Source organism: Stappia sp. WLB 29 (assembly GCF_023507705.1).
GTDB lineage: Bacteria > Pseudomonadota > Alphaproteobacteria > Rhizobiales > Stappiaceae > Stappia.
This window is the reverse complement of the sequence record NZ_JALBGD010000007.1, coordinates 114,354-126,999: the sequence shown is the minus strand read 5'-3', so window position 1 is coordinate 126,999 and position 12,646 is coordinate 114,354. Positions and strand designations below refer to the sequence as shown.

At 67.8% G+C, this 12,646-nt stretch carries 11 protein-coding genes; 3 read left to right on the top strand and 8 right to left on the bottom strand.

The genetic code is table 11. The annotated features are described in order from the left end of the window. Nucleotides 1-6: 6 nt before the first annotated feature. The 6 genes from MNI96_RS14540 to MNI96_RS14515 all read right to left on the bottom strand — a co-directional run bounded on the left by MNI96_RS14540 (nt 7) and on the right by MNI96_RS14515 (nt 6,986). Complete coding sequence (locus MNI96_RS14540; RefSeq protein WP_249694306.1) at nt 7-1,173, bottom strand: alpha/beta hydrolase; 1,167 nt, start codon at nt 1,171-1,173, stop codon at nt 7-9. 18 nt (nt 1,174-1,191) lie between these two features. Then, the gene (locus MNI96_RS14535; protein ID WP_249694305.1) at nt 1,192-2,286 is read right to left on the bottom strand and encodes an ABC transporter ATP-binding protein; all 1,095 of its coding nucleotides are present in this window, start codon (nt 2,284-2,286) and stop codon (nt 1,192-1,194) included. Beyond that, entirely contained in the window at nt 2,283-3,383 is a 1,101-nt protein-coding gene (locus tag MNI96_RS14530) for an ABC transporter ATP-binding protein (protein WP_249694304.1), read from the bottom strand. Before MNI96_RS14530 ends, MNI96_RS14535 begins: the two co-directional genes overlap by 4 nt. Beyond that, nucleotides 3,383-4,288, bottom strand: coding sequence for an ABC transporter permease (locus MNI96_RS14525; RefSeq protein WP_249694303.1), 906 nt, complete (start codon nt 4,286-4,288; stop codon nt 3,383-3,385). Before MNI96_RS14525 ends, MNI96_RS14530 begins: the two co-directional genes overlap by 1 nt. After that, nucleotides 4,285-5,250, bottom strand: a complete 966-nt coding sequence (locus MNI96_RS14520) for an ABC transporter permease (protein WP_249694302.1) — start codon at nt 5,248-5,250, stop codon at nt 4,285-4,287. The genes MNI96_RS14525 and MNI96_RS14520 overlap by 4 nt, the downstream gene beginning before the upstream one ends. Nucleotides 5,251-5,360: 110 nt before the next feature. After that, on the bottom strand, nt 5,361-6,986 hold the full coding sequence (locus MNI96_RS14515; RefSeq protein ID WP_249694301.1) for an ABC transporter substrate-binding protein: 1,626 nt from the start codon (nt 6,984-6,986) through the stop codon (nt 5,361-5,363). 258 nt (nt 6,987-7,244) lie between these two features. On the opposite strand from MNI96_RS14515, the gene fahA reads away from it, so the two are divergent. From fahA to MNI96_RS14500, 3 genes are read left to right on the top strand one after another with little or no spacing between them, the layout of a single operon-like run. Further along, nucleotides 7,245-8,522, top strand: coding sequence for a fumarylacetoacetase (fahA, locus tag MNI96_RS14510; protein WP_249694300.1), 1,278 nt, complete (start codon nt 7,245-7,247; stop codon nt 8,520-8,522). Beyond that, nucleotides 8,522-9,373: a fumarylacetoacetate hydrolase family protein gene (locus MNI96_RS14505; protein ID WP_249694299.1), complete on the top strand. Its 852-nt coding sequence runs from the start codon at nt 8,522-8,524 to the stop codon at nt 9,371-9,373. Before fahA ends, MNI96_RS14505 begins: the two co-directional genes overlap by 1 nt. A 26-nt stretch (nt 9,374-9,399) precedes the next feature. Then, nucleotides 9,400-10,095 carry a fumarylacetoacetate hydrolase family protein gene (locus tag MNI96_RS14500; protein WP_249694298.1) on the top strand — a complete coding sequence of 232 codons (696 nt, stop codon included), beginning with the start codon at nt 9,400-9,402 and terminating at the stop codon, nt 10,093-10,095. Nucleotides 10,096-10,180: 85 nt separating this feature from the next. Here the strand turns inward: MNI96_RS14500 and MNI96_RS14495 are convergent, their stop codons facing one another. Together MNI96_RS14495 and MNI96_RS14490 are read right to left on the bottom strand one after the other, a co-directional pair. Then, a complete protein-coding gene (locus tag MNI96_RS14495) occupies nt 10,181-11,881 on the bottom strand; it encodes an FAD-dependent oxidoreductase (protein WP_249694297.1) in 1,701 nt (566 codons plus the stop codon). Beyond that, complete coding sequence (locus MNI96_RS14490; RefSeq protein ID WP_249694296.1) at nt 11,878-12,639, bottom strand: SDR family NAD(P)-dependent oxidoreductase; 762 nt, start codon at nt 12,637-12,639, stop codon at nt 11,878-11,880. Before MNI96_RS14490 ends, MNI96_RS14495 begins: the two co-directional genes overlap by 4 nt. Nucleotides 12,640-12,646 lie beyond the last annotated feature (7 nt).

The following is a 12,646-nucleotide window of genomic DNA, read 5'->3' as shown; positions in this document are numbered from 1 at the left end:
TTGAGACTAGTCGTAACCTCGCGTCTTCAGCCATTCCGACACGATGCCGGCTGCCGAGGCAAGCCTTTCGGGCTGATTGACGAAGTAATGATTGGCGCCCTCGACGAGCTTCATCTCGCGGTCGGCGGAGCCGACGGCGGAAAAGACCGCGGCCGTGTGCGGCTGCGGCACGGCATCGTCCGCGCCGCATTCGATGGCAAGGAACGGCACGCTGACATCGCGCGCGGTGATCAGCGAGTTGGCGCGCGAATGGGCGGGCGACCACTGCGACAGCCAGCTGCGCAGGGTGGAGAACCGGCCGAGGCCCGCCGGGCCGCTGTTGACCGTCTCCGGATGGCCGAGATAGCTCCAGCCCGGCTTGCGGCCGTTCGGCTCCAGCGTCGGGTCGAGGAAGCGCGGATCGGCCATGGTGCGGTAGGTGACAAAGGCGCGCTCCATCTCCTTGCCGCCGCGCCGGCGCAGGTCCTCCAGCCGCTCCAGCACGCCGTTGGTGATGCGCTCCATGCGTGCGACCTGCGCGGCCCGATAACGCGTGACGAACTGCGGCGAATAGGGCTCGGTCCGTGCCTCGTAGCCGGGGCGGTAGAGATCGAGCTCGGGATCGCGGTCGTCGGGATCGGCCTCGTTGCGCATGGACGGGTCGAGCCATTCCTGCAGCAGCACCGCGCGCGAGGCATGGGCGGCAAGGCTGAGCACCGCATCGGCCGGGATCAGCCCGGCGCCGGCCACATCGACCGGATCGCCGGCCGGCGTCTGAGTGATGCTCGGCCGCTCGGCCTGTGACTGGTAGAGCATGGTCAGCGATCCGCCGCCGCTCCAGCCGCACAGGACGACGCGCTCGTAGCCCCAGTCTTCCCTGGCCGCGCGGATATAGGCGCCGAGATCGAGCAGCACGTTCTCCATGATCAACGCGGTGTCGTTGCGCTGGTAGCGGCTGCCGGCGCACAGAACATGGAAGCCGAGTTCGGCCATGGCCCGCGGCAGCGGCAGCAGCTGCAAGGTGGAGGAGGGGTGCATGAAGATCAGCAGCGTCTGCGAGGGGCGGTTCGCGGGGCGGATCAGCACGCCTTCCAGATGGGTCATGCCCTGCGAGCCGTTGAAGCCGTAAGTCTCCGTGAAGGCCTGCTTCGCCGCGAAGGCGATATGTTTCCAGTCGAAGGCGAGGTCGCTCATCGCGTCTTGTCCTGTCGCTCAGCCGGCAGTCTGGGCCAGCAGCCCGGCATCTTCGATTTCGGTGATGCGGCCCGCCTGCGGGCGTTCGAGCTCCGGCCGTGCCTTGGCGGCGCGGTCGTCGTGGATATGGCAGCGCACCCGCTGGCCGCCCGGCTGGTCGGTGAGATCCGGCTCCACCGCCCGGCACAGCTCGGTCGCATAGGGGCAGCGGGACGAGAAGCGGCAGCCCGGCGGCACGTTCATCGGCGAGGGCACGTCGCCGCGCAGCTCCACACGCTCGGGCACCTCGCCGGGGTCCATGCGCGGGATCGCTGCCATCAGACGCTGGGTATAGGGGTGCAGCGGCTGGGCCAGAATGTCCTCGGCCCGGCCTTCCTCGACGATGCGGCCGAGATACATCACCGCCACATGCTTGCAGATGTAGCCGACGGTGGCGATGTCGTGGGAGATGTAGAGCACGGCAAGGCCGAGCTCGCGCGACAGCTCGTCGAGCAGTTCCAGCACGCTTGCCTGGATCGACACGTCCAGCATCGACACCGGCTCGTCGGCGACGATGAAGCGCGGTTCGAGCACCAGCGCGCGGGCAATGGCGATGCGCTGGCGCTGGCCGCCGGACAGGTCGCTCGGGAAGCGGTGGATGTTCTCCGCTGCCGGAATGCGCACCAGATCGAGCGCCCGCTCGACCTTTGCGCGTCGCTCCGTCGCCGAGCCGATGCCGTGGATGACGAGCGGCTCCTCGATGATCTGGCCGATGGTCAGGCGCGGATTGAGCGAGCTGTAGGGATCCTGGAAGATGATCTGAGCCTGCCGGCGATAGTCCTTCAGCTTGCGCCCTTCCACATGGGTGATGTCGTCGCCACTGAAGGTGATGCTGCCGGAGGTCGGCTGGTACATGCGCACCAGGGACATGCCGAGCGTGGACTTGCCGCAGCCCGATTCCCCGACCAGGCCGACGATCTCCTTCTCGCGAATGGAAATGTCGACGCCGTCGAGCGCCCGGGCGACCGGCGGCGTGACGCCGGCCAGCGCGGTGAAGATGCCGGTGCGACCCTGGAAATGGGTCTTGAGATCGCGGGCCTCGATCACCGGGCGAGTGGCGGTGGTGTCGGTCATGCGCCTACCCTCATGTTGCGCCAGGTTTCTGGGCGGGCGGCCGCCGCGCGAAACTCGTCTGCGCGCTCGGTGTAATGGCAGGCCGCCGACTGGGCGCCGACGGTGTGGAGCTGCGGTGCCGTGGTGCGGCACAGGTCCGTCGCGAACGGGCAGCGGCTGGCGAAGCGGCAACCCGAGGGCGGCAGCAGCAGGTTCGGCACGGTGCCGGGGATCGAGATCAGCGGCTGGCGCGGCTGGCCGCGCACCGGCAGGCGCGGAAAGGCGTTCTGCAGGCCCATCGTGTAGGGGTGCAAGGGGCGCTCCAGCACGTCGGCCGTCGGCCCGCTCTCGGCGACCTTGCCGGCATACATGACGACGACGGCCTCGCAGGTCTCCGCCACCACGGCGATGTCGTGGGTGACGAGGATCATCGAGCGGCGCATGTGCTCGTGGATGCCGCGGATGCGCGACATGATCTGCGACTGCATGATCGGGTCGAGCGCGGTGGTCGGTTCGTCGGCCAGCAGCATGCCGGCATTGAGCGCCAGCGCCATGGCGATCACCGCGCGCTGGCGCATGCCGCCGGAGAACTGGTGCGGGAATTCGTAGAGACGCTCCGCCGGCAGGCCGACGAGGGCGAACATTTCCTCCGCCCGCGCCCAGGCGACGGCCTTGCCGACCTTCTCATGGGCGAGGATCGCCTCGCAGATCTGGTCGCCGATGCAGTAGACCGGATCGAGCGAGTTCATCGCGCTCTGGGTGATGAGCGAGATGCGGTTCCAGCGGATCGGCTCGAGCTGCGCGTCCGACAGGCCGAGGATGTTCTGGCCGTCCAGCAGTGCCTCGCCGGAAATGCCGGTGAACTCGGGCAGCAGACCCATCAGCGCCTTGACCACGGTGCTCTTGCCGCAGCCGCTCTCGCCGACAAGGCCGAGATTGGTGCCGGCGCGCACCTCGAAGCTGACATCCTCCACCGCGTGGAAGCGTCCGCGCAGGGTCGAGTAGCCGATGGACAGGCCGTTCACCTTCAGGTGGGCGGCCGGCTTTGCCGAGAGCCGTTCGTCGAGCCGGGCAAGATCCCGCGCAAGGGCGGGGGAGCGTGTTCTGGCGGGTGCCATCAGCGCCTCCTCAGTCGCGGGTTGGTCTGTTCCTCATAGGCGCGGCCGATGAGGTAGAGCGAGGAGACGAGCAGCACCAGCGCCAGCGAGGGCGGCACCACCCACCACCAGGCTGTGCGCAGGTTGCCGCTGCTGAAGGCGGTGTTCAGCATCTGGCCCCAACTCACGACGGTCGGGTCGCCGAGACCGAGGAACGACAGACTCGCCTCCGTCAGGATCGCGAAGGCGACCGACATGGTCACCCACAGGAAGACGATGCGCACGATGTTCGGCAGGATGTGCCGCATGATGATGTGAAAGTGCGAGGCACCGGCGGCGCGGGCCCACTTCACGTAGATGCGCTCGCGCTCCGTCAGCACGGCGGAGCGGATGATGCGCGCGCCGTTGCGCCAGAACAGGATGGTGATGACCAGAATGATGTTCTCGATGCTCGGTCCCAGCAGCGCCACTGCGACGATGGCGAAGGGCAGGGTCGGGATCGACAGCGCGATATCGGTGAGGCGCATCAGGACGTCGTCGACATAGCCGCCGAAATAGCCGGACAGCACGCCGAAGACGGTGGAGATGAAGCCGACGGCGAGGGCCGCGACCAGGCCGACGATCAGCGCCACCCGGAAGCCGTGCAGGAATTGGCTGAGCACATCGTTGCCGAAGGCGGTGGTGCCGAGCAGATGGGTTGCGTTGGGCGGCGACAGGCGGTTGAGTCGTCCGGTCTCCGTCATCATCGCCTTGAACGGCTCGTACGGGGCGAGCCAGGGACCGATGATGGCCAGCAGGACGAAGATCGCGAGGATTGCCACGCCCACGACCGCGAAATTGTCTTCCATCAGCAAGCGGAACGAGTCGCGCGCCGAGCTGAAGAGGCTGCGCCCTCGAATGGCGCCCTGGTCGGGAACTTGCGTCATTTGTAGACAACCCTGGGATCGAGCTTGCCGTAGACGAGGTCGGCGGCGAGGTTGGCCAGCACGATCATCACGGCGAGAAGGAAGAAGGCCGCCTGCGCAAGCGGGTAGTCCTGGCGGGTCACGGCGAGCACCAGCTCGCGGCCGACGCCCGGCCAGGAGAAGACGATCTCGATGACCACGATGCCGGCGATGGTCTCGGCCAGCGCCGGGAACAGCCAGGTGATCAGCGGCAGCATCGAGTTGCGCGCGGCATGCCAGGCGACGCGCCGCTGCGGCACGCCTTTGGCGCGGACCAGCTCGATATAGTCCTCCGTCCGGTTCTCCACGACGCCCGAGCGCATCAACAGCAGGTTCTCGGGCATGAAGTAGATGATGACCGCGATCAGCGGCAGCGCCAGATGGTGCAGGAAGTCGAGCGTGAAGTAGCGGGCAAAGCCCGTCGTTGCGCCCGGATCGCCCATGCCGAAGCCGGGGAACCAGCCGAGCGTCGAGGAAAATATGGTGAGCAGCGCGATGCCGATGACGAAGTTCGGCACGCCGCGGATGACGGTGGCAAGGAAGATGCCCGACCGCTCCAGCTTGCCGCCGCGCCGGGCCCAGCCGACGGCCGTGCCGATGGCCGCGCCGATGGCTGCGCCCAGCAGCAGACCGGGAATGGCGATCCACAGCGTGTTGACGATCAGCGGCCACAGTACCTCCCATACCGGCTTGCGGTAGAAGAAGGATGAGCCGAAATCGCCCTGGATGAGGTTGCCGAGATAGGCCAGATACTGGTCCCACATGGAGCCGGTCAGGCCCCACTGTTCCAGCAGCGCCTGGCGTGCCTCGTCGGTCAGACCGCGTTCAAGCAGGATCGCGGTCGGGTCGGCGGGCATCACGCGGAACATGAAGAACATGATCGTCGTGACGGCCCATACGACGAGCACGCTCTGGGCGAGACGTCGAAGGATATAGGCGCGCATGGCTCACTCGGGCTGGCTTGTGCGGGACCGCTCCCCGCCGCGACGATGCACGGCGGGGCGGTCAGGTCAGTCGGAGGGCCGGGGCGCGGAACGCCCCGGTCCGGGATGGCTTACTTCTTGGGGAAGTGCAGGCGGCCCTGGCCGTCCCAGCCGTAACCCGCGTCCTCGAGGATCTTGCGGGCGGCGTCGACGTCGAAGGGAACCTCCGGCAGCTCGGAGTTGTGCCACATGCCGAGCTGGACCGGCACCGGGCCCTCGCCGGCCGGGACGGCGAAGCCGAGCCAGCCTTCGATCGCGGCCCGCTGCTTGGCGGTGGCGACGCGCAAGGCCTTGCGGAACGCAGGGTCGGTGAACGGAGCCTTCTGGTTGTTCAGCCAGACGAGCATGGAGCCGTGCGAGGGGATCTCGAGGAAGTCGAGATGGTCGTTCTGCGCGGCAAGGTCGCTCATCGCGGCAACCGGCAGCACCATGCTGGCGATGTCGCCGGTGCCGGACAGCATGGCCGAGCGGATCGCGTCCGCCTGGCCGAGCGCCAGACGACGCACGCCGTCGTATTCGGCAGCATGGAAGTGCTCGGCGAAGGTCTCGAGTTCATGCGTCTCGTTCACGCGCCAGCTCTTGAACTTGAAGGGACCGGAACCGATCACCGCACCGTCGGCGACGACGTCGCGGGCGACCTTGTCACCGTCATAGTTCGCCCAGTGATGCTCGGGCAGGATGAACAGGTAAGTCAGGACGGTGGTGATGAAGGACGCGTCCGGGGCCTTCAGCTTCACGTTGAAGGTGAGGTCGTCGACCTTCTCCGCACCCGCCAGGTTGGCGATGCGCGAGGACATTGCCGGCGGCTGCAGCTCGACCACTGTGTTGATGGTGAAGACGGCATCGTCCGCGGTGACGGCTTCGCCGTCATGGAACTTCATGCCTTCGCGCAAGGTGACCTTCACCGTCTGCGGATCGGTGAACTCCCACGCGGCTGCGGCCCACGGCACGGTCTCGCCCTTGGAGTTGTTCTTGGCGAACGTGTCGAAGATGAAGCGCACCCAGCCGACGGCGCCTTCTTCCGCCATCGGGTTGTAGGTGGTGACGTCCTCGTAGTGCGCCCAGTCGAGGATCCGGTCGTCGGTCTTCGGCTTGGCCGAAAGCCACGGGTCGACAAGCCCCTCATGCGCGGCGACCGGCGCCGGGCTGGTGACGTTGTCCCACTTGTCGCTGTTCCACAGGATGCCGTAGACGGTGTTCGTCGCCGGCCACCACGGCGCGACGTCGTGGAAATACTTCTGCGCCTCGTGAACCAGCTGCAGGCGCTCGTCCTGCTTCACCAGCTCGCGCTGCTTCTTGACCATCTCGGTATAGGCTTCGTCGCACCACTTGGCGCCGTTGCGCCGGGCGCCGCAGGCGCCGAGGTCGTGAAGCCAGTAGGTCGGATCCACGCGGTCCGGATCCGCGCCGACGGTGAAGACGGCCATGTCCTCGAGGCCGCCCCCGACCATGATGTTGGAGATGAAGCTGCTGAACTGGACCGGCTGCATCTGGAAGGACAGGCCGAGCTTGGCCCATTCCTCGCTCAGGACGCGAGCGGATTGTTCGTACATCGGACCCATGTCGGCCGCGTAATAGGCGATCTGGAGCTGGGGAACCGGCTCTCCGAGATCCTGGGCCATGGCGGGCGCGCAAAGCGCGGCAATACCGGTCGACAGCGACAGCGTCGCGGCCAACCGCCTGATCTTGGTAGTCATAGCGTTGTTTCCTCCCACGCACCTTGCCTTGTTTCCTCCTCAGGACCGGAACGATGCGACTTTGCCGCACGCTTCGGGCCCCTCGTTTCGGTAGGTGCTGATCAAAAGTGTATACGAAAATGCGGACTGTCAATGATTTCTATCTTGATTTCCTGCCATCAATGTCAAAAGTGAATGCAATACAACGTTGCCAGCCGGCGCAAGCCGGAGGACGGACAGGGGCGAACACCCTTTGGGCGGCGTTTCTGGGAGGAAAAAATGCAATCTTCATGGGTACCTGGGGCCAACTCGCCCTCGGGAGACTTTCCCTTGGCAAATCTGCCGTACGGGGTGTTTTCGCGTGGCGGGGACGCTCCGTGCTGCGGTGTCGCCATCGGCGATCATGTGGTCGACCTCGCCGCGCTGGCGGCATCCGGTCTGCTCGGCGAGGCTGCCGGCGGCTGGGGACTGGACGAGCCCGGCATCAATTCCTTCATGGCAGCCGGCCCCGAGGCCTGGGCCGCGCTGCGCGCCCGCCTGACCGACCTGCTGGCCGAGGACGGCTCGGCGGACCTGCGCGACAATGCGGAGCTCCGCGCGCAGGCGCTGGTGCCGATGAACGGGGTGTCCATGCATCTGCCGTTCCGCGTCACCGGCTATACGGATTTCTATGCCGGCCGCCAGCACGCCTTCAACTCGGGCTCGATCCTGCGCGGTCCCCAGAACGCACTGACGCCGAACTGGCCGCACATGCCCATCGGCTACAACGGCCGGATATCGACCGTCGTCGTCTCGGGCACGCCGGTGCGCCGGCCGCTCGGCCAGGTGCGGGCCGAGGGCGCCGAAATGCCCGAACTGACCGCCTGCCGCCGGCTGGACATCGAGGTCGAGTTCGGCGCCGTCGTAGCTACGCCGACGCAGATGGGCGAGACCCTGTCGGTCGCCGAGGCGTGGGAGCACCTGTTCGGTTTCGTGCTGCTCAACGACTGGTCGGCCCGCGACATCCAGCGCTGGGAGGGTCAGCCGCTCGGGCCGTTCCAGTCCAAGGCCTTTGCCACCTCGATCAGCCCCTGGGTCGTGACGCGAGCGGCGCTCGAGCCGTTCCGTTGCGGTCCGCCGGAGCGCGACATCCCGCTGCTGCCCTATCTGCAGGAGCCGGAGGACTATTTCTTCGACCTGACGCTGGAGGCGCATCTGACGCCAGAGGGCGGGACGCCGAGCCGCATCGTGCGCACCAACACCAAGCACCTTTACTATTGCGCACCGCAGCTCTTGACCCATCACGCCCTGTGCGGCTGCCGGATGCAGACCGGCGACCTGCTCGGATCCGGCACCATCTCCGGCCCCGAGCGGGAGGCCTTCGGCTGCCTGATGGAGCAGACCTGGGGCGGCCGCGATTCCGTGGAGCTGTCCGCCGGCGGCTCGCGGGTCTTCCTGGAGGACGGCGACAGCGTGACGCTGACCGGCTGGGGCGAGGTGAACGGCCAGCGGATCGGATTCGGACGGTGCGAGGGAACGATCCTGCCCGCGCCGCAAAAGGTTGGGAGGACCGGATAATGAAACTGTGCCGTTTTGGAGAGAACCGCCTCGGCGTGGTGCGCGGGAACGGCGTGCATGACGTCTCAGCCGTGCTGGAAGCCCTGCCGGCCCACACCTATCCGCTGCCCGATCACGATCCGCTGATCGCCGCTCTGGACGAATTGCGCTCGAAGATGGAGGCGCTGGCCGACGAGACGCCGGCCGTGCCGCTTTCCAGCGTTCGCCTGCTGCCGCCGGTCGCCTCGCCGCGCAAGATCATCGGTGCGCCGGTGAACTATCGGCTGCATCTCGACGAGGCGCTGGAAGACCCGAACATCCACCACGGCACCAACATCATGCCGATCGACAAGGCGGGCCTCTTCCTCAAGGCGACAAGTTCGCTGATCGGCGCGGGCGACCCGGTGACGATCCGTTTCCCGGACTTGCGCAACGACCACGAGGTCGAGCTGGTGGCGGTGATCGGCCGCAAGGCCGACCGAGTGTCGCGGGAGCGCGCGCTGGACCATGTCGCCGGCTATGCGATCGGGCTCGACATGACCGTGCGCGGTACGCAGGAGCGCAGCATGCGCAAGTCCTGCGACAGCTATTCGGTGCTCGGGCCCTGGATGGTGACGGCGGACGAGATCTCCGACCCGTCCGCGCTGGAACTGCAGCTGACCGTGAACGGCGAGACGCGCCAGAAGGCCCGCACGTCCGATCTCATCCGCGATCTGGCAACGCTGATCGAGCGCGCCTCGTCCTTCTACACTCTGATGCCGGGCGACCTGCTGTTCACCGGCACGCCGGAAGGCGTCAGCGAGGTGAAGGCCGGCGACGAGATGCGTGCGCGCATCAGCAGCATCGGAACCATGACGGTCGCGGTCCGCTGACCGCGACGACGAGGGAAGGAAAGACCATGGATTACATTTTCGAGCCGACGCCGGTCAGCAGCTTGCCGGTCGCCGGCGAGACTGGGCGGTTTCCGGTACGCCGGATCTTCTGCGTCGGCCGCAACTACGCCGACCACATTCGCGAGATGGGCTTCCAGCCGGAGCGCGAGCCGCCGTTTTTCTTCACCAAGCCGGCCGACGCGCTGGTGCAGGACGGCGAGACGGTCGCCTATCCGCCGCTGACCGAGAACTTCCACCACGAGGCCGAACTGGTGATCGCCATCGGCAAGGAAGGCGCGGACATTCCGGTCGAGCGCGCGCTGGAGCATGTCTACGGCTATGCGACCGGCAACGACCTGACGCGCCGCGACATCCAGATCGCGCTGCGCGACCGTGGCCGCCCGTGGGACTGGAGCAAGGCGTTCGACCGTTCCGCCGTCTGCGGCGAGATCACCGCGATGCCGGGCAAGGCGCTGCCGGACGAGACCCGCGTGCTGCTCACGGTCAACGGCGAGACCCGCCAGGATGCGACGCTCGACCTCCTGATCTGGTCGGTGCCGGAGATCATCGCGGCGCTGTCCTCGTCCGTGACCATCCGCCCCGGCGATCTCGTCTACACCGGCACGCCGGCCGGCGTCGGCGCGATGGTGCCGGGCGATGTCTGCCGTGTCGAGATTTCCGGCCTGGCGCCGGTGACCACGACAATCGGACCGCGCGGCTGATCGCCCGGACAGTTCGCGCGCAACGGCTGCGGCCTGCCTCGGCAACGGGGCAGGCCGCAGTCATTTCAGGGCCTTGCCGAAAGGCTCAGGGCTCCAGCCCCGCGGCCGTGTGGCCGACGATATAGCCGAAGGTGAGGGCCGGGCCGAGGGTGATGCCGGCGCCCGGATAGCTGCCGGCCATGATCGAGTTCATGTCATTGCCGCAGGTATAGAGACCGGGGATCGGCGTGCCGTCGGTGGCGAGGACCTCGCCGCGCCCGTTCGCCGACAGGCCGATGCTGGTGCCGATGTCGCCGGGGAAGATCTCGATGGCATAGAGCGGCGCCTGGTCGAGCGGCCGCAGGCAGGGATTGGGAGCGTTTTCCGCATCGCCCAGATAGGTCTGGTAGGCGGTCGATCCCTTGCCGAAAGCACGGTCGGTGCCCTCGGCCGCATCCGTGTTGAAGCCGGCGATGGTCTGCGCAAGCGCGGCTTCCGGCACCTTCATCGCACGGGCGAGCTCCGCTGTATCGCGGCCGCGCTTCAGGTAGCCTGAGCGCAGGTGATGGCCGAACGGCGCGGGGAACGGACGCACCGCGCCCATGCCGTAGCGCCGCAGCGCATGGTGGTCGCAGACCAGCCAGGCCGAGGTATTGCCGCTCGACAGCATCGCCTGGACGAAGTCGTGATAGGACATCGCCTCGTTGGCAAAGCGCCGGCCGTCGGGGCCGACCGCGATGACGCCGGGCTTTGCCCGGTCGAGAAAGAGGTGCGGGAAGGGGCGCGGGCCGCCCTTGCCCGGCAGCAGCGAGACCGGCGTCCAGAACGCGGCATTGCTGTTGCCTTCGGTGATCGCCGCGCCGACCCTGGTCGCAAGGTCCAGCGTGTCGCCGGTGCTGTCGGCCGGCGACATGGAATAGTGCGGGGCGCCGGCCGCGACATGCGGCATCACCTCCTTGCGCCGGGCCGCGTTCTGCGGAAATCCGCCGGCTGCCAGCACCACGCCGCGCCGTGCAGCGAGCGTGCGCGCCGCGCCGCCATGGGTGACCTCCACGCCGTCGACCCGGCCTTCGCTGCGGCGGATGCCGGCAAGCGGCGTTTCCAGGAAGATCGGGATGTCGAGCGCCAGAACGCTTTCGGCCAAGCGACCGGCGACGGCCTGTCCGAGCACCAGCCGGGTGCCGCGCGGATGGGTCAGCCGGTCGCGCAGGTGCCGGGCCATCAGCCGCGCCGCATGCATCGCGGAAGGGAGCGAGCGCGTCATCTTCATGAAGTGACCGATGTCGAACCGGTTCAGCAGCAGCCCGCCGAAGACGGTGAAATCGGCGATGGGAGGACGCAGCTTCGAGAACCAGCGGCCGAGCCGGCGGCCGTCGTAATCCTTGGCATCCAGAACGCGTCCGCCGAGCGCCGCGCCCGGTGTGTCCGGATGATAGTCGGGCGAGTAGGCCCGGTAGTCGAACTGCAGCGCGGTGTGCTTCTCGAAGAAGTCGACCATGCGCGGGCCGTTGTCGAGAAAGGCGCACACCACATCGGCGTTGAGCCGGTTGCCGGTCTCCGCCTCGATGTAGTGGAAGGCCTCCTGCCTGTCGTCGCTCATGCCGCCGGCGCGCATCTTCGGATTGTCGGGGATCCAGATCGCCCCGCCGGAGACCGCCGTCGAGCCGCCGAAATGGGCGGACTTCTCGAGGATCGCAACGTCGAGCCCGGCAAGCCGCGCGGCGATGGCGGCCGCCATGCCGGCGGCGCCCGAGCCGACGACGATCAGGTCGTACGCCTCCTTCAGGACCGGATCGTTCCGTGTCATGCGGCATCTCCCGGGCGCGGATAGCGGCCGACGGCCCAGCCGCCGTCGACGCGAAGCGTCGCGCCGGTGATGAAGGCGGCTTCGTCGCTGGCGAGGAAGGCAACGGCATCGGCCACCTCGCCCGGCGTTCCGACCCGGCGCAGCGGCGCCTGCTCGATGAAGACATGCTTGCGCCAGGTCTCCGTGCGGATTCGCTCGGCGGTCAGCGGCGTCTCGATCAGGCCGGGGGCGACCGCGTTGACGCGGATGTTCTCCGGCCCGAAGTCGGTCGCCATCTGGCGCGTCATGCCGTCGACGGCAGCCTTGCTGGTGCTGTAGCCGGCGCTGCCCGTCGCCCCGACGATGGCGTAGATCGAGGCGATGTTGACGATGGCGCCGCCCCCGGTGCGGCGCATCTCGCCGACCGCGAACTTGCTGAGCAGGAACACCGGCAGGACGTTGATCTCGAAATAGCGCCGCACGTCCTCCGCGCTGGTCTCGTCGGCGCGCCCGCCGCCGCCCACCCCGGCATTGTTGACCAGAATGGCGAGCGGGCGCCCGGCGAGCGCTGCGGACAGCGTGTCGGGCAGCGCCGGATCGGTGACGTCGGCCGTCACCGCCTCGATGCCCTGCGGCAGCCGGGCCAGTCCGTCCGCGTCGCGGTCGACGGCGATGACCGTGGCCCCTTGCGCAGCAAGACGCTCCGCGATGGCAAAGCCGATGCCGGACGCGGCACCCGTGACGATGGCCAGACGGCCGGTGAAGCGATTGGTGTCCATGATCCCG

What these genes read in the sequence shown, in the direction of transcription:
- MNI96_RS14540 (WP_249694306.1), bottom strand. Translation starts at nt 1,173, where the DNA reads ATGAGCGACCTCGCCTTCGACTGGAAACATATCGCCTTCGCGGCGAAG.
- MNI96_RS14535 (WP_249694305.1), bottom strand. Translation starts at nt 2,286, where the DNA reads ATGACCGACACCACCGCCACTCGCCCGGTGATCGAGGCCCGCGATCTC.
- MNI96_RS14525 (WP_249694303.1), bottom strand. Translation starts at nt 4,288, where the DNA reads ATGACGCAAGTTCCCGACCAGGGCGCCATTCGAGGGCGCAGCCTCTTC.
- MNI96_RS14515 (WP_249694301.1), bottom strand. Translation starts at nt 6,986, where the DNA reads ATGACTACCAAGATCAGGCGGTTGGCCGCGACGCTGTCGCTGTCGACC.
- MNI96_RS14500 (WP_249694298.1), top strand. Translation starts at nt 9,400, where the DNA reads ATGGATTACATTTTCGAGCCGACGCCGGTCAGCAGCTTGCCGGTCGCC.
- MNI96_RS14505 (WP_249694299.1), top strand. Translation starts at nt 8,522, where the DNA reads ATGAAACTGTGCCGTTTTGGAGAGAACCGCCTCGGCGTGGTGCGCGGG.
- MNI96_RS14520 (WP_249694302.1), bottom strand. Translation starts at nt 5,250, where the DNA reads ATGCGCGCCTATATCCTTCGACGTCTCGCCCAGAGCGTGCTCGTCGTA.
- MNI96_RS14530 (WP_249694304.1), bottom strand. Translation starts at nt 3,383, where the DNA reads ATGGCACCCGCCAGAACACGCTCCCCCGCCCTTGCGCGGGATCTTGCC.
- MNI96_RS14495 (WP_249694297.1), bottom strand. Translation starts at nt 11,881, where the DNA reads ATGACACGGAACGATCCGGTCCTGAAGGAGGCGTACGACCTGATCGTC.
- fahA (WP_249694300.1), top strand. Translation starts at nt 7,245, where the DNA reads ATGCAATCTTCATGGGTACCTGGGGCCAACTCGCCCTCGGGAGACTTT.
- MNI96_RS14490 (WP_249694296.1), bottom strand. Translation starts at nt 12,639, where the DNA reads ATGGACACCAATCGCTTCACCGGCCGTCTGGCCATCGTCACGGGTGCC.